21 protein-coding genes and 1 pseudogene are annotated in these 23,419 nt (G+C 68.4%); 18 read left to right on the forward strand and 4 right to left on the reverse strand.

Features of this window, described 5'->3' with window-relative positions; all coding sequences use genetic code 11:
* Positions 1-100 precede the first annotated feature (100 nt).
* The 5 genes from ACZ0AA_RS15790 (at position 101) to ACZ0AA_RS15810 (ending at position 6,014) form a co-directional block, all read left to right on the forward strand.
* Complete coding sequence (locus tag ACZ0AA_RS15790) at positions 101-1,408, forward strand: ABC transporter substrate-binding protein (protein WP_400862591.1); 1,308 nt, start codon at positions 101-103, stop codon at positions 1,406-1,408.
* Positions 1,409-1,535: 127 nt separating this feature from the next.
* Positions 1,536-2,639, forward strand: coding sequence for a carbohydrate ABC transporter permease (locus ACZ0AA_RS15795; protein ID WP_463513520.1), 1,104 nt, complete (start codon positions 1,536-1,538; stop codon positions 2,637-2,639).
* Positions 2,636-3,526 carry a carbohydrate ABC transporter permease gene (locus ACZ0AA_RS15800; protein WP_400862589.1) on the forward strand — a complete coding sequence of 297 codons (891 nt, stop codon included), beginning with the start codon at positions 2,636-2,638 and terminating at the stop codon, positions 3,524-3,526. The genes ACZ0AA_RS15795 and ACZ0AA_RS15800 overlap by 4 nt, the downstream gene beginning before the upstream one ends.
* Positions 3,527-3,531: 5 nt before the next feature.
* On the forward strand, positions 3,532-4,962 hold the full coding sequence (locus ACZ0AA_RS15805) for a GH1 family beta-glucosidase (protein ID WP_463513521.1): 1,431 nt from the start codon (positions 3,532-3,534) through the stop codon (positions 4,960-4,962).
* 56 nt (positions 4,963-5,018) lie between these two features.
* Positions 5,019-6,014 carry a LacI family DNA-binding transcriptional regulator gene (locus ACZ0AA_RS15810; protein ID WP_056276469.1) on the forward strand — a complete coding sequence of 332 codons (996 nt, stop codon included), beginning with the start codon at positions 5,019-5,021 and terminating at the stop codon, positions 6,012-6,014.
* 93 nt (positions 6,015-6,107) lie between these two features.
* Here ACZ0AA_RS15810 and ACZ0AA_RS15815 read toward each other — a convergent pair whose 3' ends face one another.
* A complete protein-coding gene (locus ACZ0AA_RS15815) occupies positions 6,108-6,911 on the reverse strand; it encodes a DUF1266 domain-containing protein (protein ID WP_463513522.1) in 804 nt (267 codons plus the stop codon).
* A 118-nt stretch (positions 6,912-7,029) separates the two neighbouring features.
* Here ACZ0AA_RS15815 and ACZ0AA_RS15820 point away from each other — a divergent pair, with 118 nt between their 5' ends.
* Positions 7,030-7,695 carry a TetR/AcrR family transcriptional regulator gene (locus ACZ0AA_RS15820; protein WP_463513523.1) on the forward strand — a complete coding sequence of 222 codons (666 nt, stop codon included), beginning with the start codon at positions 7,030-7,032 and terminating at the stop codon, positions 7,693-7,695.
* A 34-nt stretch (positions 7,696-7,729) separates the two neighbouring features.
* Here ACZ0AA_RS15820 and ACZ0AA_RS15825 read toward each other — a convergent pair whose 3' ends face one another.
* Positions 7,730-8,386 (reverse strand): GntR family transcriptional regulator, encoded by a 657-nt coding sequence (locus ACZ0AA_RS15825; protein WP_463513524.1) that lies wholly within the window; start codon positions 8,384-8,386, stop codon positions 7,730-7,732.
* Between the two features lie 173 nt (positions 8,387-8,559).
* On the opposite strand from ACZ0AA_RS15825, the gene ACZ0AA_RS15830 reads away from it, so the two are divergent.
* Genes ACZ0AA_RS15830 through ACZ0AA_RS15850 form a run of 5 tightly spaced genes read left to right on the forward strand, consistent with a single transcriptional unit; the run spans position 8,560 to position 14,706 of the window.
* Positions 8,560-9,837: an NRAMP family divalent metal transporter gene (locus ACZ0AA_RS15830; protein ID WP_463513525.1), complete on the forward strand. Its 1,278-nt coding sequence runs from the start codon at positions 8,560-8,562 to the stop codon at positions 9,835-9,837.
* A 4-nt stretch (positions 9,838-9,841) separates the two neighbouring features.
* Positions 9,842-10,606 (forward strand): LamB/YcsF family protein, encoded by a 765-nt coding sequence (locus ACZ0AA_RS15835; protein WP_463513526.1) that lies wholly within the window; start codon positions 9,842-9,844, stop codon positions 10,604-10,606.
* A gap of 1 nt (position 10,607) precedes the next feature.
* Positions 10,608-11,408: a putative hydro-lyase gene (locus ACZ0AA_RS15840; protein ID WP_463513527.1), complete on the forward strand. Its 801-nt coding sequence runs from the start codon at positions 10,608-10,610 to the stop codon at positions 11,406-11,408.
* Entirely contained in the window at positions 11,408-12,997 is a 1,590-nt protein-coding gene (locus tag ACZ0AA_RS15845; RefSeq protein ID WP_463513528.1) for a 5-oxoprolinase subunit B/C family protein, read from the forward strand. The genes ACZ0AA_RS15840 and ACZ0AA_RS15845 overlap by 1 nt, the downstream gene beginning before the upstream one ends.
* Positions 12,994-14,706, forward strand: a complete 1,713-nt coding sequence (locus ACZ0AA_RS15850) for an acetyl/propionyl/methylcrotonyl-CoA carboxylase subunit alpha (protein WP_463513529.1) — start codon at positions 12,994-12,996, stop codon at positions 14,704-14,706. The genes ACZ0AA_RS15845 and ACZ0AA_RS15850 overlap by 4 nt, the downstream gene beginning before the upstream one ends.
* 81 nt (positions 14,707-14,787) lie before the next feature.
* Here ACZ0AA_RS15850 and ACZ0AA_RS15855 read toward each other — a convergent pair whose 3' ends face one another.
* The gene (locus ACZ0AA_RS15855) at positions 14,788-16,143 is read right to left on the reverse strand and encodes a uracil-xanthine permease family protein (RefSeq protein WP_463513530.1); all 1,356 of its coding nucleotides are present in this window, start codon (positions 16,141-16,143) and stop codon (positions 14,788-14,790) included.
* A gap of 182 nt (positions 16,144-16,325) precedes the next feature.
* A complete protein-coding gene (locus ACZ0AA_RS15860; RefSeq protein WP_463513531.1) occupies positions 16,326-17,204 on the reverse strand; it encodes a phosphoribosylaminoimidazolesuccinocarboxamide synthase in 879 nt (292 codons plus the stop codon).
* Positions 17,205-17,342: 138 nt separating this feature from the next.
* Here ACZ0AA_RS15860 and ACZ0AA_RS15865 point away from each other — a divergent pair, with 138 nt between their 5' ends.
* The 7 genes and pseudogenes from ACZ0AA_RS15865 (at position 17,343) to ACZ0AA_RS15895 (ending at position 23,393) form a co-directional block, all read left to right on the forward strand.
* On the forward strand, positions 17,343-17,558 hold the full coding sequence (locus tag ACZ0AA_RS15865; RefSeq protein WP_463513532.1) for a hypervirulence associated TUDOR domain-containing protein: 216 nt from the start codon (positions 17,343-17,345) through the stop codon (positions 17,556-17,558).
* Between the two features lie 53 nt (positions 17,559-17,611).
* Positions 17,612-18,160, forward strand: coding sequence for a GNAT family N-acetyltransferase (locus tag ACZ0AA_RS15870; protein WP_463513533.1), 549 nt, complete (start codon positions 17,612-17,614; stop codon positions 18,158-18,160).
* Positions 18,161-18,232: 72 nt separating this feature from the next.
* A complete protein-coding gene (locus tag ACZ0AA_RS15875; protein ID WP_463513534.1) occupies positions 18,233-18,865 on the forward strand; it encodes a PadR family transcriptional regulator in 633 nt (210 codons plus the stop codon).
* Positions 18,862-20,435: pseudogene (locus tag ACZ0AA_RS15880) on the forward strand (DHA2 family efflux MFS transporter permease subunit). The gene ACZ0AA_RS15875 and the pseudogene ACZ0AA_RS15880 overlap by 4 nt, the downstream one beginning before the upstream one ends.
* A gap of 104 nt (positions 20,436-20,539) precedes the next feature.
* Positions 20,540-21,070 (forward strand): GNAT family N-acetyltransferase, encoded by a 531-nt coding sequence (locus ACZ0AA_RS15885; RefSeq protein WP_463513535.1) that lies wholly within the window; start codon positions 20,540-20,542, stop codon positions 21,068-21,070.
* A 119-nt stretch (positions 21,071-21,189) separates the two neighbouring features.
* The gene (locus tag ACZ0AA_RS15890) at positions 21,190-22,668 is read left to right on the forward strand and encodes an amino acid ABC transporter substrate-binding protein/permease (protein WP_400862561.1); all 1,479 of its coding nucleotides are present in this window, start codon (positions 21,190-21,192) and stop codon (positions 22,666-22,668) included.
* Positions 22,665-23,393, forward strand: a complete 729-nt coding sequence (locus ACZ0AA_RS15895) for an amino acid ABC transporter ATP-binding protein (protein ID WP_463513536.1) — start codon at positions 22,665-22,667, stop codon at positions 23,391-23,393. Before ACZ0AA_RS15890 ends, ACZ0AA_RS15895 begins: the two co-directional genes overlap by 4 nt.
* Positions 23,394-23,419: the final 26 nt, after the last annotated feature.

A 23,419-nucleotide genomic window follows, 5' to 3' on the forward strand; every position in this document is an offset into this window, starting at 1 on the left:
CGCTCCCACGAGAATTGCCACCGGAACGCAACGGAATCCCGCGCACGCCCCGAGCACCACCCGCACCACCACTGCACGACCCACCACAAAGGAGTGAACTGTGAACACACGTGCCCGCAAGCGGATCCTGACGGCAGCAGCCGTCGCATCCGTCTCCGCCCTGGCCCTCGCCGGCTGCGCCTCTGCCGACTCGGGAGACAGCGCCACCGGTGACGAGAAGGTCACGCTGACCGTGACGACCTTCGGCACCTTCGGATACGACGACCTCTACGACGAATACGAGAAGGCGAACCCGAACGTCACGATCGAGGCGACCAACATCGACACCGGCGGCAACGCCCGCACCGATGCATTCACCAAGATCGCCGCGGGCTCGGGCCTCAGCGACGTCGTCGCGATCGAAGAGGGCTGGCTCGGCGCCATCATGGACGTCTCCGACACCTTCGTCGACCTGCGCGACTACGGCATCGAAGACCGCAAGGCCGACTGGGTCGACTGGAAGTACGGACAGGCGACGGATGCCGAGGGCCGCGTGATCGGCTACGGCACCGACATCGGTCCGAGCGGCATCTGCTACAACGGCGCCGCCTTCGAAGCCGCAGGGCTGCCCAGCGACCGCGAGTCGGTCGCCGAGCTGCTGAACGGCGACTGGGAGAACTACTTCGCCGTCGGCGCCGAGTACACGGCGAAGACCGGCAAGGCCTGGTACGACCACTCCGGCTTCGTCTGGAACGCCATGGTCAACCAGCTCGACGAGGGCTACTACACGACCGACGGCGAGCTGAACGTCGAGGACAACGCCGAGCTCAAGGAGCGCTTCGAACTGCTCGGAGCCGCGACCGAGGGCGGCCAGTCCGCTGCTCAGACCGCGTGGGACTGGAACGGCGGCAAGTCGTTCGTCGACGGCACCTTCGCCACGTTCGTCTGCCCCGGCTGGATGCTCGGAGTCGTGCAGGGTCAGGTCGAGGCCGGAGGCGGCGACGCATCCACCGGCTGGGACTTCGCCGACGTGTTCCCCGGCGGTGCAGCCAACTGGGGCGGCGCCTTCCTGTCGATCCCGGAGAGCTCGCAGCACAAGGAAGCCGCGGCCGACCTGGCCGACTGGCTGACGCAGCCCGAGCAGCAGGTCAAGCAGTCCGAGGCCGCGGGCAACTTCCCCTCCACGGTGAAGGCACAGGAGACGCTCGCCTCTGATGCGACGCCGAACCCGTTCTTCAACGACGCGCCCACCGGCGCGATCCTCGCGGAGCGTGCCAAGGGCGTCGTCGCGCAGTTCAAGGGCGCCGATGACTCGGTGATCCAGGAGAACGTCTTCGGTCCGGCCCTCAGCGGCCTCGACCGTGGCGAGACCGACACCCAGGGCGCCTGGGATGCCGCGGTCAAGCTGCTGAACGAGCTGGTCGACTGACCCAGCCGCATCCATTCAGGTCGCAGTTCGTGCCGCACCGCCTCTGTCGGGGCGGCACGGACTGCGACCGGAGCACCACGGCCGCACGGACCAGGACCAGGACCAGAACCAGGACCAAGGAAGAGTCATGACACTCACCCATGAGCGCTCGGAGACGACGTCCGCGTCGACGAAGAACGCGAAGAGCCCGAAGACGGATGCCGCCGGCCGGCGTCCTTGGCGGCACCGCCTCTCGCGGTTCGACCAGAACGCCTCCCCGTACTTCTACATCTCGCCGTTCTTCCTGCTGTTCGGGCTGGTCGGACTCTTCCCGCTGATCTACACGGTGTGGGTGGCCGTGCACGAGTGGGACCTGCTCAAGGGGCAGGGCGAGTTCATCGGCGCCGCGAACTTCGTCGAGATCCTCGGCGACGCGATGTTCTGGAACTCGATCTTCAACACGCTGAGCATCTTCCTTCTCTCGGCGATCCCGCAGCTCGCGGTCGCCCTGGTGATCGCCTACCTGCTCGACCGCGGCCTTCGTGCCCCCACCTTCTGGCGCATGAGCATCCTCATCCCGTTCGTGGTCACGCCGGTCGCCGTCGCCATCATCTTCTCGAGCATCTTCAACGAGGCCGACGGCCTCGCCAACAACCTGCTCAACCTGATCGGCATCGCCGACCAGCAGTGGAAGCACGACACCGCGCTGTCGCACCTGGCGATCGCGGTGATGGTGAACTTCCGTTGGACCGGCTACAACGCCCTCATCCTGCTCGCCGCGATGCAGGCGGTGCCGCGCGATCTCTACGAGTCCGCCGCGCTCGACGGTGCAGGAGCCGCCCGTCGCTTCTTCTCGATCACGATCCCCACGATCCGTCCGACGTTGATCTTCGTGATCATCACCGCGACGATCGGCGGTCTGCAGATCTTCGCCGAGCCGCGTCTGTTCGACGTCTCGACTGCGGGCGGCATCGGCGGCAGCGACCGGCAGTTCCAGACCACCGTGCTGTTCCTGTGGGAGCTCGCCTTCTTCCGCCGCGACCTCGGCGAAGCATCCGCTGTCGCGATCCTGCTGTTCCTGCTCATCGTCGGCATCGGAGTGATCAACTTCCTCATCTCGAGACGGATCTCGACCGGGGATGCTCCCCAGAATCGCGCCGCCCGTCGGCGTGCACGCACTGCCGCTGCTGCTGCCGCGACGGCCGCCGCGGGCACGACGATCGCCACCACGACCGAGGAGAACGCACGATGACCGCCACACAGGCGCTGAGCGTCCCCGAGAAGATCCGCAGGCGGCGTGGAGCCGTCGGCGGCAACGCCGGCATCGGCAGTCGCCCCGGCTTCCTCACCTACGGCCTGCTCGCCGCGTTCATCATCGGCAGCGTCTACCCGCTGTGGTGGTCGGTGGTCGTGGCGAGCGGCACCAACTCCACGCGGGGCGAGACCCTGCCGCTGATCCCCGGCGGCAACTTCTTCACGAACGCCGCCAAGGTCTTCGATGCGATCCCGTTCTGGCTGGCGCTCGGCAACTCGTTCCTCATCTCGGGCATCATCACGGTGTCGGTCGTGACGTTCTCGACCCTCGCGGGCTACGCGTTCGCGAAGCTGCGCTTCAAAGGCCGCGACGGACTGATGATCTTCGTGATCGCGACCATGGCGATCCCGACGCAGCTCGGCATCATCCCGCTGTTCATGCTGATGCGCGAACTCGGCTGGACGGGGTCGATCGGCGCGGTCATCGTGCCGACTCTGGTCACCGCGTTCGGCGTCTTCTTCATGCGGCAGTACCTGGTCGACGTGATCCCCGACGAGCTGATCGAAGCCGCACGCATGGACGGGGCGAACCAGTTCCGCACGTTCCTCACCGTCGGCATCCCGGCCGCTCGCCCCGCCATGGCGATCCTCGGGCTCTTCACCTTCATGACAGCCTGGACCGACTACCTGTGGCCGCTGATCGTGCTCTCCCCGCAGAACCCGACACTGCAGACGGCACTCAGTCAGCTGCAGTCCGGCTACTACATCGACTACTCGATCGTGCTCGCCGGCGCGGTGCTCGCGACCCTCCCGCTGCTCGTCCTGTTCGTCGTCGCAGGACGCCAGCTGGTCAGTGGCATCATGGCGGGCGCGGTGAAAGGATGACCCCTATGACCCGAGCCTTTCCCGAGAACTTCCTGTTCGGCGCCGCGACCGCGGCGTACCAGATCGAAGGGGCGGCTTTCGAAGACGGGCGCACCGCGTCGATCTGGGATGCCTTCAGCAAGGTGCCCGGTGCGGTGATCGGCGGCGACAACGGCGACGTGGCGTGCGACCACTACCACCGCTATCCGCAGGACGTGGCGCTCATGAAGGAACTCGGACTGCAGACCTACCGCTTCTCGACGTCGTGGTCGCGCGTGCGGCCCGACGGCGGTGCGGTCAATGCGAAAGGTGTCGATTTCTACGAGCGCCTGGTCGACGAGCTGCTCGCGAACGACATCCTGCCGTGGCTGACCCTGTACCACTGGGACATGCCGCAGGCGCTGCAGGAGACCGGCGGCTGGACCAACCGCGACACCGTCGGGCGCTTCCTCGAATACGCGGGCACGATGCACGACGCGCTGGGCGACCGCGTGAACGTGTGGACGACGCTGAACGAGCCGTGGTGCTCGTCGTTCCTGTCGTACACCGGCGGCGAGCACGCTCCCGGGCACACGAGCGTCGCCGAGGGGCTGCTCTCGGCCCATCACCTGCTGCTCGCCCACGGTGAGACGGTGCGCGAGCTGCGGGGTCGGGACGCGAGCCTCAACCTCGGCATCACGCTCAACCACACGGTCGCGGATCCTGCAGACCCGACGAACCCGGCGGACGTCGACGCCGCGCGCCGCGTCGACGGGCAGTTCAACCGCTGGTTCCTCGACCCGATCTACCGCGGGGTATACCCGGACGACATCATCAGAGACATCAGGGCGGTGGATGCCGACGCCGTGTCGCGCTTCACGGATGCCGTGCACGACGGCGACCTCGATGTGATCTCGCAGCGCATCGACACGCAGGGTGTCAACTACTACCACGGAGATCTCGTGTCTGGCACAGCTCCGGCGGAGATGCCCGTCAGCGGTGGACCCGCGACGGAGCGTCCCGCTCGCAGCCCCTACCCGTCGAGCGACGGCATCTACGCGGTCGAACGAGGACTGCCGCGCACCGCGCAGAACTGGGAGGTGCAGCCAGAGGGGCTGACCCGTCTGCTGCAGCGCGTGTGGACCGAGTACGCCGAGCCCGCGGGAACCGTGCTCTACATGACCGAGAACGGCGCGGCATACGACGATGTCGCCGTGGTCGAAGACGGCGAGACCCGCGTGCACGACGAGGATCGCGCGGAGTTCCTGCGGCTGCACCTCGCCGCGGTGCTCGATGCGGCCGAGTCCGGCGTCGACGTGCGCGGCTACTTCTACTGGTCGATGTTCGACAACTTCGAGTGGGCCTGGGGGTATGACAAGCGCTTCGGCATCGTGCGCGTCGACTATGACACCCAGGAGCGGACTCTGAAGGACTCCGGTCGGGAGTACGCTCGCATCATCGCCGCTCGCGCTCTCTGACGCCGGGCGGCGACACCAGGGAGCATCCGGTCTCGCCGCCGGACGGAGGGAGAGTCGTGTCGTCACGAGCGACCATCGAAGAGGTGGCATCGGCCGCCGGGGTCTCACGATCGACGGTGTCGCGCGTCGTCAACGGGTCGACGGCGGTGAGCCCCGAAGCCCTCGAGTCCGTGAAGCGCGCCATCGAAGAGCTCAGCTACGTGCCCAACCGCGCGGCCCGCTCGCTCGCGTCGAGGCAGACGCACGCGATTGCGCTGATCGTGCCGGAGGACACCACGCGCTTCTTCGGCGACCCGTTCTTCGCGGCGATCGTGGCGGGCATCACCGGCGCGCTCCGAGGCTCGGACTACCTGCTCAACCTGCTCATCGCGAGCGACGACCCCGGCGACAAGATGACGAGCTTCGTGCGCAACGGCGGCGTCGACGGCGCGCTCATCGTGTCTCACCACACCAGCGACGCTTTCATCGATCGAGTCGCCGATGCCGTGCCCGTGGTCTGGGGCGGTCGACCGGTGCGGATCCGCGAGGGCGACTACGTGGTCGATGTCGACAACGTCGCCGGTGCCCGCACGGCCACCCAGCATCTGATCGAGACCGGCCGCACACGCATCGCGACGATCTCGGGGCCCATCACGATGGTCTCCTCGGTCGACCGCGTGCAGGGCTTCCGCGGCGCGCTGGCCGACGCCGGACTCTCGCCCTTCGCCGAAGAGGCGGGCGACTACAGCGAGGCCAGCGGAGCGGATGCCGCACGCCGCATCCTCGCGGCGGGTCGCCCCGATGCGATCTTCGTCGCCAGCGACCTCATGGCCCGCGGCGCTCTCACGGCGCTCCGCTCCGCCGGCATCCGTGTTCCCGAAGACGTCGCGCTCGTCGGATTCGACGACTCGTCCGTCGCGCTGAGCACCGACCCGCCGCTGACCACGATGCGGCAGCCCATGTACGCGCAGGGGGAGGCGATGGCCGGAGTGCTGCTCTCGCGCCTGGCCGGTCGCGACCCCGCGCATACGACGATCCTGCCCACTGAGCTGGTGGTGCGCGCCTCGTCCTAGCCCGCCGAGTCGGAGGCGGGCTGCGGGTGAGAGGTGACACGGATGCGAACCAGACGCCCCTCCAGGTTGGTTCGCATCCGTGGGTCTGTGCGGTCAGCCGATCCGGTGCGGTGAGGGGATCTTGACGGCCGCCGGCCACGGCAGCGTCGCCCAGGGGCCGCCTCGCTTCGCCGACGCGGCGGCCTTGAAGTCGCTCCAGCCGTCGCCGAACTTCGCGAACGATTCGTCGTCGACCTCACCATCGCTCCAGTGCATGACGCGTCCGGCGAGATAGCTGAGTCCGAAGTCCGCCCAGGAAACGAACGACGGCCGCGCATCGACGTTGATCCGGTGGATGATGCGACGAGCCTCTGCGATGTCCGCGTGGCCGAGTGCCACGCCCCAGGTCACCATCGCGACGGCTTGGCCCAGGGCGTAGCCGTCCAGCGTGCGCACGAAGAGCTCCGGGGTGACGATCTCGCTGCCGACGTGGGTGCGGATCTCGCGTTCGATCTGCTCGATGCCTGTGACGAACGGGCGGGCGTTGCGTTCATCGCCGCCCTCCGCTGCGATCGCGGCGAGCCATTCCGCCGACCGCGGAACGCGACCCAGCGTGATGGCCCGCTGATTGCGCGCGGCGAGATGCGCCATCCAGGCGTGGCGACGGCGGCGCACCGTGGTGAGGTGCTCGATCATGCCGAGCCAGTCGGCTCGCGAATGCACGCCCCATTGTTCGGCGACCATCTGCTTCTCGGCAGAGGTCAGAGCGGAGGCGGTCGGATCGTTCCAGGGCCCGGAGGGAAGTGCGCTGATCTGCAGGAAGCCGAGGGCGATCTCGTTCGCCTCGAGGTCTACGACGGAGAAGCGCGCCGCAGGCTTCACCTTCGGGGAAGGCAGGATCCATACTGTGCGACGCATTGCACTCCTTGGGGCCGCGGTCTGAGGCCACTCGTAGCTTGAATAGGCGTTCAATCAGTAATATATAGGCTTCGGGGGGAAATCCGAAGCAGTCCAATCCTGGGGAGGTGGACGCAGCATGGCACGTTCCGACGAGCAGAACAGTCTGGCTCGGGAGCGCTCCCGAACCGTGATCCTGCAGGCCGCGATCGAGCTCTTCGCCGAGCGGGGCGTGGCAGGCGCGAGCATCGCCGAGATCACGCAGCGAGCCGGGGTCGCACAGGGTCTCGTCAGCTATCACTTCGGCGGCAAGCAGCAGCTCGTCGCCGCGGTGATCGATCGCTGGTACGAGAACCTGTTCGCGATCCCGCAGGTCGACGGACCCGCCGACGACAGGCTCGCCGGCATCATCGACGGGGCACTCACAGCCACGGGGTACGCCCTGCCCGTGCAGCGCGCGGTGTTCGCGATGCAGCAGCAGCCCAGCACCCACCGCATGTTCGCCGAAGCCGAGGATCGCTTCGCCGAGCAGGCCGTGGCATCCGAGGACGCCGTCCGCGAGATCTTCCGAGAGAGGGGAGCCGTCGATCCTCCGCTCGAGGAGATCATGCTGCGCACCACTCTCGAGGGGGTCTTCATGAAGTACGCCGTCTACGGCGACACGTACCCCCTCGAAGACGCACGACGCTGGGTGCGCCGACTCTACGGACTGCCCGAGCCGGAGACGCCGCTTCCGCTGCAGCTCGCGCCGCGGAACCCGGATGCGCGCACGCGTGCGTCCGGCGCCGTGCGTTCGGAGCACTGACAGCCCCGCGATCGAGCGCCGAACGCGGAGCGGGTCACCCCAGCTGCATCCGGGCGAACGCCCCGAGCACGACGCGCTCCGACTGTACGAGGTAGCGCTCGAGCTCGGCGGCTCCTTCCTGCGCACCCCGGGTGAGGAAGGTGTCGAGCACGGCGCGGTTCTTGCGGACGAACGGTTCGTGCAGCGATCGAGGATCATCGATCTTCAGAAACGCGAGTCGTAGCTCCGCCGCCAGGTCGCGGTAGGTGCGGGCGAGGCGCGGGCTGTCGGCGAGCGACACCAGAGCCACGTGGAATGCCATGTTGGCGCTGCCCACCGCGCGCCACGTCTCGGAGTCGTCGAGGACGGCATCCTGGGCGGCGGCCTCCGCGGCGAGCACCGCCTCCTGCATCTGCTGGACTGCTGGATGCTCCGGCTCGGAGTGCAGGAGCGCGGTGCATTCGATGACGCGGCGCGCTCGATAGATGTCGATGACGTCGGCGATCGACGGCGAGGCGACGGAGACGCCCCGGTGCGGCACGTGCTCGAGCAGCCCCTGCTCGGAGAGCGCGCGGAACGCCTCGCGCAGGGTGTTGCGTGCGACGCCGAAGTGCTCGGCGATGGCCGACTCCGACAGTCGTGAACCGGGCGCGAAGGCTCCGTCGATGATCTGCTGTCGGAGCGCATCGGCGAGCATGCCCTGCTGGTTCATGCCTTCATCGTAGGCGGGGCGCGCGACGGATCGTTCGACCGCCGGCCTCCGGCATTACGCGACTGGAACTCCGCCGTAGCACAGCCGAAACAAAGTTGTTGAACAATATTGCTCGATCCGTTCTACACTGGGTGCACTCGACACCCACCAACGACGATGGGAAATCCCCCGCAATGTCTGAGAACACCGCAGCCCCGCTGTCCGCAGAAGACGAAGTCCGGCTCTCCGCCGCGAAGAGACGTGCAGGCCGCAGCGCCGTGATCGGCGCGATCTTCCTGATGGCCACCAGCGCCATCGGCCCCGGATTCATCACGCAGACTGCCACCTTCACGGCGACCATGGGGGCGGCGTTCGCGTTCGCGATCCTCGTGTCGATCCTCGTCGACATCGCCGTGCAGCTGAACGTGTGGCGCATGATCACCTCTTCGGGCATGCGCGCCGGAGAGCTCGCCAACCGTGCCATCCCCTTCTCGGGCCACGTCATCGCCGTGCTCGTCGTGATCGGCGGCCTGGCCTTCAACATCGGCAACATCGCCGGTGGTGGCCTCGGGCTGAACGCGCTGCTCGGCATCGACCCGAAGCTCGGCGGCATGCTCACTGCGGCTCTCGCCATCATCATCTTCCTGATCAAGAAGGCCGGGCCGGTGATGGACATCGTGTTGGTCGTGCTCGGCATCGGCATGATCGTGATGACCGTGATCGTCGCCGTCATCGCCCAGCCGCCGATCGGCGAGGCGCTGCGGCAGACGTTCGTGCCGGATGAGCTCAACTTCGCCACGATCACGACGATCGTCGGCGGGACCGTCGGCGGATACATCACCTACTCGGGCGCCCACCGGTACCTCGACTCGGGTCACACCGGTCCCGAGCAGGCGGGCCCCGTGATGCGCGCAGCGGCGAACGGCATCCTCGTCACCGGCGTCATGCGCTACGTGCTGTTCCTCGCGATCCTCGGTGTGGTCGCCTCGGGTGTCTCGCTCGATCTGTCGAGCCAGGCGGCGAACCCCGCGGGTCAGGCCTTCGGTGCCGTGCTCGGCGACGCGGGACTGCGGATCTTCGGTGCCATCTTCTGGGCCGCCGCGATCAGCTCGGTCATCGGTGCGGCCTACACCTCGGCGACCTTCCTCTCGACCTTCACCAAGAAGCTCAAGGGCGGCTGGCCGCTGCAGCTGGCGACCGTCGCCTTCATCGTCGTCTCGCTGATCGTCTACCTGTCGGTCGGCACCGCGCCGGCGGCGATCCTCGTCTTCGTCGGCGGCTTCAACGGCCTCATCCTCCCCATCGGCCTCACGGTCTTCATGTACATCGGCTGGTTCCGCCGCGATCTGCTCGGCTCGAAGAAGTACCCGATGTGGCTGCTCGTCGCCGGTACGCTCGTGACGCTGCTCACCTGGTACATGGGCATCGTCTCGGTGGGCCCCATCTTCGCCTTCCTCGGAATCGGAGCGTGACCCCATGACATCGATCGACCTGAACTCCGACCTCGGCGAGAACGTGCCTGACCGGGTGGTCAGCGACGACGAAAGCATGCTGCGCCTCGTGACGAGCGCCAACGTGGCATGCGGCTTCCATGCGGGCAGCCCGGAGGGCATCCGCGAGACCCTCGCGAGTGCTGTGGCCGGTGGCGTCGTGATCGGCGCGCACCCCGGATACCGCGATTACGAGAACTTCGGCCGCACGAAGGTCGAGATCGATTCGGCGACGCTGCAGGCGCATGTCGAGTATCAGCTCGGAGCCCTGATCGGTCTCGCCGCAGCCGTCGGAGGCACGGTCTCCTACGTCAAGCCGCACGGTGCGCTCTACAACACGATCGCCCGTGATGAGCGGCAGTCGAAGGATGTGGTGGCGGCCATCCGCGCGATCGATCCGAGCCTCGTGCTGCTGGGCCTTGCCGGAGGCGTCGTGCTCGACGTGGCCGAGCGCGCGGGCCTGCAGATCGCGGCCGAGGCCTTCGCCGATCGGGCATATCAGCCCGACGGTCAGCTCGTCTCGCGCACCGAACCGGGCTCTGTGCTTCACGATCCCGCGGCCGTCGCCGAGCGCATGGTGCGCCTCGCCGGCGAGGGAGTGATCCGCGCGATCGACGGCACCGACGTCCCCGTCAGCGCGCAGTCGATCTGCGTGCACGGCGACAGCCCCGGCTCGGTGGCGATGGCCGCGGAGACCAAGCGGATGCTGCAGGATGCCGGCATCACGATCGCACCGTTCGCGGGGGTCTGACATGACCGTTCTCGCCACCGCCGACCAGCTCGCCGCCGCACGTGCAGCGCGCGCGGCCATCCGTGCGGGGCACGCAGAGCCGACCAGCGGAGTCGCGGTGGGGCTGACGCAGGCGAACCTCATCTCGGTGCCGGCCGACTGGGCCTTCGAGACGCTGCTCTTCGCGCAGCGGAACCCGAAGCCGTGCCCCGTGCTCGAGGTCATCGAACAGGGCGAGGTGGAGTCGCGGCTCGCACCGGGCAGCGACATCCGCACGGACATCGGCCGGTATCGCATCTGGCGAGACGGTGAACTGGCTGACGAGGTGGCCGACGCGACGGCGGCGTGGGCGGAGCATCCGGACCTCGTCTCATTCCTCATCGGATGCAGCTTCACGTTCGAGTCCGGTCTCGTGCAGGCGGGGATCCCGATCCGCCACCAGGAGCTGGGTCGCAACGTGCCGATGTACCGCACGGCGGTGCCCTGTGCCCCAGCCGGTCGACTGAGCGGCGAGATGGTCGTTTCGATGCGGCCGATCCCGGCAGGTCGAGTGGCGGATGCCGTGCAGATCTCGGGGCGGACCCCCGCCGTGCACGGCGCCCCGGTGCACATCGGGGACCCTGCAGCGCTCGGCATCGTCGACTTGGCTCGTCCCGATTTCGGCGATGCTCCAGAGATGCGCGAGGGCGAGGTGCCGGTGTTCTGGGCGTGCGGCGTCACCCCGCAGGCCGCCATCATGGCCTCGAAGCCGCCGTTCGCCATCACCCACGCGCCCGGCTACATGTTCATCACCGACGTGCCGGATGCGGAGTACCTCGTCTGATGCGCATCCTCACCGCATCCGACAGCGCTCTTCTCGTGGAGGCGGCAGACCTCGACGAGGCGATGCGCCTGAACCTGGCCTGGGACGGAGTGCTCGGCGTGGTCGAGCGTGTTCCCGGCGCTCGCACCGTGCTCGTGCGCTTCGATCCGCTTCTCGTCTCGGCTGCCGATCTCGCGGCTGTGCTCGCGGCGACGGAGATCGACGCAGCGCATCTGCCCGTGACGGGTGAGGTCATCGTGCCGGTGCGCTACGACGGCGAGGACCTCGACGAGGCCGCATCCCTGCTCGGCGTATCGGCGGCCGAGCTCGTGAACCGTCACCTCGCTGCCGACTGGAAGGTCGCCTTCTCGGGCTTCGCCCCGGGCTTCGGCTACGTGGTGAGCAGCGACCCGCTGTTCGATGTGCCCCGCCGATCGTCGCCCCGCACGCGTGTGCCCGCGGGGTCGGTGGCGCTCGCCGGACAGTTCACCGGGGTGTACCCGCGCGAGAGTCCGGGCGGCTGGCAGCTCATCGGACACACCGACGCCCTGATGTGGGACATCGACCGCGACCCGCCCGCCCTGTTGTCGCCGGGCACGACGGTGCGGTTCGAGCACGTGCGCGAGCAGGTCGTGATGTCGGAAAAGTCAGACGATCTCGCGGACGCGCGGCGCGTCACCGAGCGACACGCCGCCGCCGAAGCGCATGATCCGGGTTCTCCGACCGCCGCCTCCGTCGAGATCGTGCGCCCGTCGCTGCAGCTGCTGGTGCAGGATGCCGGACGTCCGGGATTCGCGGCACTCGGCGTCTCGTCGTCCGGCGCCGCCGACCGTCGTGCGATGCGCGAGGCGAACCGCGCTGTCGGCAACGCAAGCGGCGCCGCGGTGCTCGAGAGCGTCGGGGGTGCGGTGTTGCGCTTCCGGGGTGCCGGAGTCGCCGCCGTCGCGGGGGCCGTCGGCTCTCTCGGCCTGATCGACGCCGACGGCGTGACGCGTCGCATCGATCACGGGGCGCCTTTCGCCACGGTCGACGGCGACGAGCTCACGCTCGGGCATCCGACCAGCGGGCTGCGCTATGTCATCGCGGTCCGTGGCGGCGTGGCCGTGGAGTCGGCCCTCGAGAGTCGTGCGAGCGACACCCTCGCCGGTCTCGGACCGGCCCCATTGGCCGCCGGAGACGTGGTCCGTGTGGGCGATCGCGCACCGCATCCTGTCGAGCCGATCGCCACCCCGCGCACGCTCCCCGCGTCCGGTGACCTCGTCGAGCTCGAGATCACCCTCGGCCCGCGAGACGACTGGTTCACCCCCGCAGCGCTCGCGACTCTCACCGGCCAGGAGTGGTCCGTGACCCCGCGGTCGGACCGGGTCGGGATCCGGCTCGACGGCACCGTGCCCCTGGAGCGATCCGTCAGCGGCGAGCTGCCCAGCGAAGGGGCGGTGACCGGCGCCATCCAGGTTCCGCCGGACGGTCAGCCCGTGCTGTTCCTTCCCGACCACCCGCTTACCGGCGGATACCCGATCATCGGTGCGCTCACCGACCGCAGTCTCGATCTCGCCGGGCAGCTGCCGCCCGGCGTGCGCGTCCGTTTCATCGTCAAGGAGACCTCATGACCAAGGTGCTGATCGCGAATCGCGGAGAGATCGCCGTGCGCGTCATCCGCGCCTGCGCCGAAGCCGGCTACTCGTCGATCGCGGTCTACGCCGACCAGGATGCTGACGCGCTGCATGTGCGGCTCGCCGATGAGGCCCTGGGCCTCGGCGGAGACACCGCGGCGACCACGTATCTCTCGATCGATGCGCTGGTGGACGCGGCTCGCAGGAGCGGCGCGGATGCCGTGCACCCCGGCTACGGATTCCTCTCGGAGAGCGCGGAGTTCGCGCGGGCGGTGGAAGGAGCTGGCCTCGTCTGGATCGGCCCCTCACCCGAGAGCATCGACGCGCTCGGCGACAAGATGACCGCGCGCCGCATCGCGCAGCGCGTCGGAGCGCCGTTGGCGGCCGGCACCGACCAGCCTCTGGCCGGGCCTGCCGAGGCCGTGTCATTCGCCGAGCAGCATGGGCTTCCGATCGCCATCAAGGCCGCGTTCGGCGGTGGCGGGCGGGGCCTCAAGGTGGTGCGAGAGATGTCGGAGGTCGCAGACGCCTTCGATGCCGCGACCCGTGAGGCCATCGCTGCCTTCGGCCGCGGCGAGTGCTTCGTCGAGCGGTTCCTCGAGAGCCCGCGTCACATCGAGGTGCAGGTGCTCGGCGACGGGCACGGCGGCGTCGTGGTCGTCGGCGACCGTGACTGCTCGATGCAGCGCCGCAACCAGAAGCTCATCGAGGAAGCCCCGGCGCCGGGCCTGACGAGCGATCAGCGCACGCAGTTCCATGATGCTGCCCGCGCGATCTGCGGCGAGGTGCAGTACCGGGGTGCGGGGACCGTGGAGTTCCTCCTCGCGGCCGACGGTACGATCTCCTTCCTCGAGGTGAACACCCGGCTCCAGGTGGAGCACCCGGTCACCGAAGAGGTCACCGGCACCGATCTCGTGCGCGAGCAGTTCCGCATCGCGTTCGGAGAGGGCATCTCGTTCACCGAGACTCCGGTGCCGGCAGGGCACGCCTTCGAGTTCCGCATCAACGCCGAAGACCCGGGTCGCGGCTTCCTTCCCAGCCCCGGTCGTGTCGAGTCGCTGCGGATCCCCGGCGGGCCCGGCGTGCGCTGGGACAGCGGCATCGACGCGGGCGATGTCGTTCAGCCGGCTTTCGACTCGATGATCGCGAAGCTCATCGTGCACGCCGACACTCGCGATGCGGCACTCGTGCGCGCGCGTCGGGCGCTGCGCGAGCTCGTCGTCGAGGGGCCGGCGACCGTCATCCCGTTCGATCTGCTCGCGCTCGACGACGAGGCGTTCGCCACCGAGACCTTCGCAGTGCACACGCAGTGGATCGAGAGCACCCTGCTGCCTCGCCTCGAACCGCAGCTGCGACCGGCTCCCGCACCGGATGCCGCACTCCAGCGCTTCCCCGTCGAGATCGACGGTCGCCGTGTCGTGCTCGGGCTCCCGCTCGCCCTGCTCGCAGGGCTCGGCGGACTGACGGATGCCGTGGCCGCGCCCTCCGCATCCGACCCGACCGAGCTGCGCTCGCCGGCACCGGGCACGCTCGTGCGCTGGCTCGCCGATGACGGGGCGAGCGTCGCAGAGGGCGATCCGGTCGCGGTGCTCGACGCGATGAAGATGGAGACGACGGTCGCCGCCCACCGGGCCGGCACGCTCTCGCACCGGGCGGAGCTCTCTGCGGCGATCGCGCCGGATGCAGTGCTCGCCGTCATCGCTTGAGCGCGACCGCGTCCTGACGCGACGATCCCGGATGCCGCAGCTGCAGCATCCGGGATCGTCGTGGTCGTGCGTGGTTCGTGATTACGCGGGGTCGCCGCCCAACGGTCCCACGGCCTCGAGCGGCTTCGGGTCGTCGGCGCCGGTCTTGCGGGCCCGGGCGATGGCGTTGCCCAGGTGGTAGATCAGCAGAGCCGCGACCGTGCCGAGCACGATGCCGCCGAAGGCGAAGTCGCCGAGCTGCATCGAGAATCCGGCGATGCCGATCACGAGCGAGACGGCTGCCGTGTACTGGTTGACCGGGCGCGAGAAGTCGACCTTGCTGTCGACCCAGATCTTGATGCCGATGATGCCGATGAGGCCGTACAGGGCGGTGGTCGCGCCACCGAGCACGCCGGCGGGGATCGAGTTGAAGACCTCGCCGACCTTGGGCGAGAAGGCGAGCAGGATCGCGAAGAGACCGGCGACCCAGTAGACAGCGGTGGAGTAGACGCGGGTGGCGGCCATCACACCGATGTTCTCGCCATACGTCGTCGTTCCCGAGCCGCCGAATCCACCGGCGATCGTGGTCGCGACACCGTCGGCGATGAGTGCGCGACCCGTGTGCTTGTTGATGGCGGGGTCTTCGGTCATCGTCGCGACGCCGCGCACGTGGCCCACGTTCTCGGCGACCAGCACCAGGACGACGGGCAGGAACATCGCGATCGTCGACCAGGTGCCAGGGGCGACGAAGTCGGGGAGCTGGAACTCGGGTAGGCCGATCCAGGGGGCGTCGGCGATGAGCTCTGCCGGTGTCTTGTCTCCGCGCAGCGCGTTGGGCACCTGGAACGACCCGGTGAACGCGGCGTAGATGAAGCCGACGGCGACGCCCAGGAAGATCGAGATGCGACCGAGGAATCCGCGGAACAGCACTGCGAACAGGATGATCGCGACGAGCGTGATGGTCGCGGTCACGGGGTCGATCTTGAAGTTGTTCCACGCGGTGGGGGCGAGGTTGAAGCCGATCAGGGCGACGATCGCGCCGGCGACCACCGGGGGCATGAGCGCGTCGACCCAGCGGAGGCCCGCGAACTGCACGACCAGGCCGACGACGGTGAGCAGGATGCCGACCGCGACCACTCCGGCCAGGGCGGATCCGGTGCCACCCGCGGCCACGGCGGCGGTGATCGGCGCGATGAACGCGAACGACGAGCCGAGATAGCTGGGCAGCTGGTTCTTGGTGATCAGCAGGAAGATCAGAGTGCCGAGGCCGCTGAACAGCAGCGTGGTCGAGACCGGGAAGCCGGTCAGCGTCGGCACGAGGAACGTGGCGCCGAACATCGCGACGACGTGCTGGGCGCCGATCGCGATCGTGGCGGGCCAGTTCAGGCGCTCGTCGGGCTTGACGACGGCGCCGGGTTCGACCGTGCGGCCGTTTCCGTGGGTCTTCCACAGGGGCATGCGGGCTCCTCAGGATCGGGGGAGGGGGAGTGCTGGAGCAACACTACCGATTCCTGAGTGTTGGCTGGGTGCGCGGGTCGCCGCCGCCTTGGGCGGACTTCGCCGCCTCGGGCGGAGAAAACCCGAGGTTCATTCCGCCTGACAGAGAGTTCTCCTCCTGTGAGGGTGACGAATCGCGCGGGTCAGGCCCCGAGGCGCTCGATCAGCTCGCGGTAGCGGGCGGCGGTGCGCTCGACGATGTCCTCTGGGAGCACGGGCGGCTCGCCCTGCTTGTCCCAGTTCGCGGCCAGCCAGTCGCGCACGATCTGCTTGTCGAAGCTCGCCATGCGCTCGGTCGGCGTCGCGCCAGTGCGCCAGGCCTCGGCATCCCAATAGCGCGAGGAGTCGCTCGTGAGCACTTCGTCGGCCAGGTGCAGGACGCCGTCGGCATCCGTTCCGAACTCGAACTTCGTGTCGGCGAGGATCAGGCCCTTCTCCTCGGCGATCGCGGCGGCGCGGGAGTAGAGCGAGAGCGAGACGTCGCGCAGTTCGGCCGCACGCTCGGCGCCGACGAGTTCGACGGTCTGGTCGAAGGTGATGTTCTCGTCGTGCTCTCCCATCGGCGCCTTGTAGGCGGGGGTGAAGAGCGGCTCGGGCAGGCGGTCGCCGTTCTGCAGGCCTTCGGGCAGCGGGATGCCGCACACGGTGCCGTTCTCGGTGTACTCCGCCCAGCCGGAGCCGGTGATGTAGCCGCGCACGACGCACTCGACCGGCAGCATCTCCAGCGACTGCGCGAGCATGGCACGATCGGCGACGCTCGCCGGGATCTCGCCCTCGGCGAGGTGATTGGGAACGTCGTCCAGCTGGCTGAACCACCAGCGGCTGAGACGCGTGAGCAGCGCCCCCTTCTCGGGGATGCCGGGCGACAGCACGAAATCGAAGGCGCTCACGCGGTCGGAGGCGACCACGAGGATGCGGGTGTCGGCGGCGTCGTCCGAGGCGTACAGGTCGCGGACCTTGCCCGAATAGATGTGGCGCCAGCCGGGGATGGTCTGCGCGTTGTTCTCGGAAGGTGTGCTCACCCGCCCATTATCCCGGTTCCGATCCCCAGCCCCACCTCCGGGACGAATGCGGGCGCAGTGCACTTCCTCGGCGCCTGTCAAGGCCCGATGCGGAGGGCAACGCATCGGCGACCCTCGACGGGAACGAGAGGAGAAGTCATGACGAAGGATCTGTCCAGGGGTGACCGGGTGAGCTGGAACACCCCGCAGGGGCGAACGCAGGGCACCGTGGAGGAGAAGCGGACGAAGGACTTCCGGTTCGCCGGGCAGAGCTTCGCGGCATCCGACGACGAGCCCGCGTACATCGTGAAGTCGGAGAAGAGCGGTGACACGGTGGCCCACAAGGGGTCGGCTCTGCGCAAGCTGAGCAGCTGAGGCTCGGGGCGACGTCCGGCCCGAGTGTCGGCGGGGCTGTCTAGCGTGGAGCTGTGACTGACGACCTCCTCACCGATCGACTGCGGCTGTCGCGGGCTGTTCCCTCGGATCTCGACGCGGTGTTCGCGATCCAGAGCGATCCGCGAGTGTGGACGCACTATCCGAGCCTCCGGCACACCGACCCCGAGACGACGGTCCGGATGATGGAGCGGTGGGAGCGTAGCTGGAGCACCGTCGGGCTCGGATCATGGGTCGCTCGGCTGCAAGACACCGGAGAGGTGATCGGCAACGGCGGATGCACGCTGCTCGGAGACGAGGTCTGGAACGTCGGCTACCGGATCGCCGCCGACCACCACGGGCGCGGTTTCGCGACCGAGCTCGCCCGCGCCGGTGTCGAGCGTGCCCGGGAGATCGACCCCGACCGGCCGGTGATCGCCTACCTCGTCGAACACAACACCGGGTCGGCACGCGTGGCCGAGAAGCTCGGACTCGAACTCGTGCATCGGGCACCGGACCTCGGCAATCCCGACCCTTCGGCGGTGCGGCTCGTGTATGCAGACCGAGCACTCTCGCCGGCCCAGCTCCAGGCCACGCTGCAGTAACCGAATGGACACACCCCGGTGTTGTCGCAGGGCGCATGACCGGCGTATAGTCCACATGGACTATTTGGAGGGATGCGCGTGCCGAACGACACCACCGACCGCCTGACCTCGATGGCCGTCATGATCCTCGCGCTGCTGCGCGAGGGCGACATGCACCCCTACGAGATGGTGCGGCTCATGCGCGCTCGGCGCGACGAACGCCTGCTCACGATCACCAACGGCACGCTCTATCACACGGTCGGACGCCTCCGACGGGCAGGCCTCCTCGACGAGGTCGGCAGCGATCGAGAGGGCAACCGTCCCGAGCGCACGACGTACTCTCTGACGGATGCCGGGCGAGACGCTCTCATCACCTGGCTACGTCGCGAGCTGTCGATCATCGACCGGCCGGCCGAGTTCCGTGTCGCGCTCGCCGAGGCCCACAACCTCGAGAGCGCTGACGTGATCGAAGCGCTGCGTCTGCGGCGTGCGGCTCTCGATGAGGGGCACGGGTCGCATCGCGACGGGCTGGTCGAGGCGAGACGCACCGGGGTGCCCGAGCAGGTGCTCGTCGAATTCGAACGTCAGGAGGTGCTGCTCGACGCCGAGCTGCGCTGGATCGATTCCCTGATCGACCGGCTCGAGGCCGAGGAGTTCCCCTGGGGACCCAGCGCCTTCGAGTACTCAGACCGCTACCGCGCACAGCGAAAGGCCGCACAGCAATGACCGAACCCTCCTCGACAGGACGCCCGCCCGGGGCATCCGCGTCATCCGGTCCCTCGACCGGCACCTTCGCCGCAGGGCATCGCCCCGCCAGCCCGTGGCCCGCCCTGTGGGCGCTCGTCATCGGGTTCTTCATGATCCTCGTCGACACGACGATCGTCTCGGTCGCGAACCCCGCGATCAAGGCGGCCCTCGACCCGACCACCAACAACCTCGACAACGTCGTGTGGGTCACGAGCGCCTACCTGCTCGCATACGCGGTGCCGCTGCTGATCACCGGGCGTCTCGGCGACCGGTTCGGGCCGAAGAACATCTACCTCATCGGCCTCGCGATCTTCACGCTCGCGTCACTCTGGTGCGGGCTCTCGGGCTCGCTCGAGATGCTGATCGCGGCGCGCGCCGTGCAGGGCCTGGGCGCGGCGTTCATGACGCCTCAGACGATGGCGGTCATCACCCGCACGTTCCCGCCCGAGCGCCGGGGCGCAGCCATGGGGCTGTGGGGCGCGACCGCCGGCGTCGCCACGCTCGTCGGTCCCCTCGTCGGCGGCCTGCTCGTGGACGGCTTCGGCTGGGAGTGGATCTTCTTCGTGAACATCCCCGTCGGCATCGTCGCCTTCGTGCTCGCCTGGCGTCTCGTGCCCAAGCTGCAGACGAGTCCGCACCGCTTCGACATCCTCGGGGTGATCTTGAGCGCGGCTGCGCTGTTCCTCATCGTGTTCGGCCTCCAGGAGGGCGAGAAGTTCGACTGGGGTGTGATCTGGGGTCCGATCTCGGTGTGGAGCCTCATCATCGCCGGGCTTGTGATCCTCGCGCTGTTCATCGTGCAGCAGGCGCGCACGCGCAGCGAGGCGCTGGTGCCCCTCGCGCTCTTCCGCGACCGCAACTTCTCGGGGGCCAACGTGGCGATCGCCGCCGTCGGCTTCACCGTGACGAGCATGTCGCTGCCCATGATGTTCTTCCTGCAGACGGCACGAGGACTCACGCCGACCGAGGCCGCGCTGCTGCTGATCCCGATGGCCGTGCTGTCAGGTGTGCTCGCCCCCTTCGCCGGCAAGCTGCTCGACCGGGTCGACCCGCGCCTCATCCTGATACCGGGTCTGCTGTGCGTCGTCGTCGCCCTGATCTGGTACTCGGCCCTGATCAACATGGACACCCCGATCTGGATGTTCCTGCTGCCGTCGGCGCTGATGGGTATCGGCAACGCGGGCATGTGGGGGCCGCTCGCGACCACCGCGACGCGCAAGCTGCCCCGCGCCAGGCCGGTGCCGGGGCGGGCATCTACAACACGACCCGCACCATCGGATCGGTCATCGGCTCGGCGTCCATCGCGACGTTCATGCAGTCGCGTCTCGAGGCGAACCTGCCTGGGCTCGCCGATGCGCCCTCGGGCATCAGCGGCGGCTCGCTGCCGCCCGAGGTCGCCGAGGGGTTCGCAGCCGGGATGTCGCAGGCGATCCTGCTGCCGGCGTGCGTGATGGTCGTCGCGCTCGTCGCCTCGCTCTTCCTCGGTCGCTACGACAAGGCGGATGCCGCGGCATCCGCCCCCGCGGAGGCGCCCGCTCCCGCGGCCTGACCCAGGCCCGACGACGAGCCGGGTCTTCTGCACAATGGTGCGGAAGACCCGGCTCTCTCTGACCGGTTTTGCGAGAGACGGCCCCGGTGTGATCTCATCGTGCGATGACGATCGAGCTCACGAGGCCCACCACCGACCTGTTCGACTCCTGGGCGGCGGCCGTCGCCGAATTCGGTGACGGTCACGTCGACGGATCGGGTCTGCAGTCGCCGGTCACCCCTGATCGCGCGACGCTCGATGCTCTGATCGAGAAGTCGGCTCTCCTCTCCGACACCACGGCCGAGCTGCCCGACGATGCCGTGCACAACGACCTGTACTGGGTCGTGGATGAGGGCGAGGTCGTGGGCTTCCTCTCGTTCCGGCACGACCTCAACGAGTGGCTCCGCGAGGCGGGCGGTCACATCGGGTACTCGGTGCGGGAGTCGCGGCGCCGTCGAGGCTACGCGTCGGCCGCCCTGCGGCTCGGACTCGAGCGCGCCCGGGAGCTCGGACTCGAGCGCGTGCTGGTCACGTGCGACGACGACAACGTCGGGTCCTACCGCACGATCGAAGGCGCCGGAGGCGTGCTGCAGGACGTCAGCGACCAGTCCGCACGCGGCCACGCGATGCTCCGGCGATACTGGATCACCCTCTGATCGGACGGCCCCAAGGGTCGAGCGAACACGGCGACACGCCGTCGCCGGTTAGGGTTGATGGTCGACGACCATCCCGGTGGCAGCATCCTGTCGCCCATCCGATCCGAGGAGCATCCGTCGTGATCCGAAATCCCTCTCCTGCGTCTGCGCGCCTGCGCGCGTTCGGACGCACCGTCGGGGCGATGGCGCTCACGGCGTTCATCGCGGCCGGTGCCCTGCTCGGCGGAGCATCCGCGGCGACTGCCGCAGACGATTCCGAGACCTACGTCATCGGCACCGACACGACGTTCGCGCCGTTCGAGTTCACCTCTCCCGACGGCGAACTCGTCGGCATCGACATGGACCTGCTTCGCGCCATCGCCGAAGACCAGGGTTTCAAGGTCGAGATCCGTCAGCTCGGTTTCGACGCCGCGGTGCAGGCGCTGCAGGCCAACCAGGTCGACGCCGTCATGGCAGGCATGTCGATCACCGAGGAGCGCGAGAAGACGTTCGACTTCAGCGAGCCGTACTTCACCAGCGGCATCCAGCTCGGCGTGCTGGAGTCCAGCGACATCCAGTCGCTCGATGACCTCGACGGCGAGGCGGTCGCGGTCAAGACCGGCACGCAGGGGCAGACGTTCGCCGAGGAGAACCAAGACGAGTTCGGCTTCCGCATCACGCCGTACCAGGACACCACCGACATGGTGGATGCCGTCAAGGCGGGCCAGGCCGTCGGCTACTTCGAGGACTTCCCGGTGCTCGCCTACGGCATCCAGCAGGGATCGGGCTTCCGCCTGATCGGCGAGCCGGAGCTCGGCGGCGAGTACGGCTTCGCGGTCAACAAGGGCCAGAACCCTGAGCTGGTCGAGATGTTCAACGCGGGGCTCGAGAACCTCCAGGCATCCGGCGAGTACGACGAGATCGTCGACAGCTACCTCGCCGGCGGCGAGGAGACCACGCAGGCGACCGACATCTTCTCCGTGGCCGTGAAGTACTGGCCCGCTCTCATGGAGGGCCTCTGGCTCACGATCCTCGCGACGCTCGTCGCGATCGTGGCGGCGTTCATCCTCGGCCTCATCTTCGGGTTCGGTCGTGTCTCGGCCTTCGCGCCGTTCCGCTGGGTCGCGACCGCGTACGTCTACGTGTTCCGCGGCACGCCGATCCTGGTGCAGGCGTTCTTCGTGTTCTTCGCCATCCCGCAGCTGTTCCCCGGGCTCACGTTCAACCCGTTCGTCGCCGGGGCGATCACGCTCTCGCTGAACACGGGTGCGTACATGACCGAGATCATCCGCGGCGGCATCCAGGCCGTCGACCCCGGTCAGGCGGAGGCATCGCGTTCGCTCGGCCTCGGGCACTGGAAGACCATGCAGAAGGTCGTGCTGCCGCAGGCGTTCCGCATCATGATCCCGTCGTTCGTCAACCAGGGCATCATCACCCTCAAGGACACGTCGCTGATCAGCGTCATCGGCCTGGCCGAGCTGACGTTCGTGTCGCGTCAGATCATCGCCTCGACGTACCTGTCCGCTCAGGTGCTGACGATCGTCGCCATCATCTACTTCGTCGTGATCACGCTGCTGACGCTGCTCGCGAACCGCCTGGAGAGGAAGTTCAACGCATGAGCAAGATCGAAGTCAGAGACCTGCACAAGTCGTTCGGCGACAACCATGTGCTCAAGGGCATCGACCTGACCGTCGAGGACGGCGAGGTGGTGGCGGTCATCGGTCCGTCGGGTTCGGGCAAGTCCACTCTGCTGCGGTGCCTCAACAAGCTCGAGGAGCCGACGTCTGGTCACGTCGTCGTCGACGGCGTCGATCTGACCGACAAGAGCGTCCAGCTCGATGAGGTGCGTCAGCGCATCGGCATGGTGTTCCAGCACTTCAACCTGTTCCCGCACATGACCGTGCTCGAGAACATCACGCTCGCACCGGTCGAGCTCGGCAAGCTGTCGAAGGCCCAGGCGAAGGAGCGCGCTCTGGCGCTGCTCGATCGCGTGGGGCTGGCCGAGAAGGCCGACGCCAAGCCGGCATCCCTGTCGGGTGGTCAGAAGCAGCGCGTCGCGATCGCTCGCGCGCTGGCGATGGACCCCGAGATCATGCTCTTCGACGAGGCCACGAGCGCCCTCGACCCCGAGATGGTCGGCGAGGTGCTGCAGGTCATCCGCGACCTCGCGTCCGGCGGCATGACGATGGTGCTTGTGACGCACGAGATGGGCTTCGCGCGCGAGGTCTCGGGTCGCACCGTCTTCATGGATGCCGGTGTCGTCGTCGAGGAGGCGCCGCCCGCCGAGCTGTTCGGAGCCCCGAAGAACGAGCGCCTGAAGGACTTCCTCTCGAAGGTGCTCTGACCGGTTCGCCTGTGTCGAAGGCCCCC

This window comes from Microbacterium sp. AC035 (genome assembly GCF_979258485.1).

Excerpts from the sequence above, each read along its gene's own strand:
- ACZ0AA_RS15830 (WP_463513525.1), top strand. The coding sequence starts at position 8,560 with ATGTCTGAGAACACCGCAGCCCCGCTGTCCGCAGAAGACGAAGTCCGG.
- ACZ0AA_RS15850 (WP_463513529.1), top strand. The coding sequence starts at position 12,994 with ATGACCAAGGTGCTGATCGCGAATCGCGGAGAGATCGCCGTGCGCGTC.
- ACZ0AA_RS15800 (WP_400862589.1), top strand. The coding sequence starts at position 2,636 with ATGACCGCCACACAGGCGCTGAGCGTCCCCGAGAAGATCCGCAGGCGG.
- ACZ0AA_RS15820 (WP_463513523.1), top strand. The coding sequence starts at position 7,030 with ATGGCACGTTCCGACGAGCAGAACAGTCTGGCTCGGGAGCGCTCCCGA.
- ACZ0AA_RS15895 (WP_463513536.1), top strand. The coding sequence starts at position 22,665 with ATGAGCAAGATCGAAGTCAGAGACCTGCACAAGTCGTTCGGCGACAAC.
- ACZ0AA_RS15835 (WP_463513526.1), top strand. The coding sequence starts at position 9,842 with ATGACATCGATCGACCTGAACTCCGACCTCGGCGAGAACGTGCCTGAC.
- ACZ0AA_RS15855 (WP_463513530.1), bottom strand. The coding sequence starts at position 16,143 with ATGCCCCTGTGGAAGACCCACGGAAACGGCCGCACGGTCGAACCCGGC.
- ACZ0AA_RS15840 (WP_463513527.1), top strand. The coding sequence starts at position 10,608 with ATGACCGTTCTCGCCACCGCCGACCAGCTCGCCGCCGCACGTGCAGCG.
- ACZ0AA_RS15815 (WP_463513522.1), bottom strand. The coding sequence starts at position 6,911 with ATGCGTCGCACAGTATGGATCCTGCCTTCCCCGAAGGTGAAGCCTGCG.
- ACZ0AA_RS15805 (WP_463513521.1), top strand. The coding sequence starts at position 3,532 with ATGACCCGAGCCTTTCCCGAGAACTTCCTGTTCGGCGCCGCGACCGCG.
- ACZ0AA_RS15875 (WP_463513534.1), top strand. The coding sequence starts at position 18,233 with ATGCGCGTGCCGAACGACACCACCGACCGCCTGACCTCGATGGCCGTC.
- ACZ0AA_RS15845 (WP_463513528.1), top strand. The coding sequence starts at position 11,408 with ATGCGCATCCTCACCGCATCCGACAGCGCTCTTCTCGTGGAGGCGGCA.
- ACZ0AA_RS15825 (WP_463513524.1), bottom strand. The coding sequence starts at position 8,386 with ATGAACCAGCAGGGCATGCTCGCCGATGCGCTCCGACAGCAGATCATC.
- ACZ0AA_RS15795 (WP_463513520.1), top strand. The coding sequence starts at position 1,536 with ATGACACTCACCCATGAGCGCTCGGAGACGACGTCCGCGTCGACGAAG.
- ACZ0AA_RS15865 (WP_463513532.1), top strand. The coding sequence starts at position 17,343 with ATGACGAAGGATCTGTCCAGGGGTGACCGGGTGAGCTGGAACACCCCG.
- ACZ0AA_RS15885 (WP_463513535.1), top strand. The coding sequence starts at position 20,540 with ATGACGATCGAGCTCACGAGGCCCACCACCGACCTGTTCGACTCCTGG.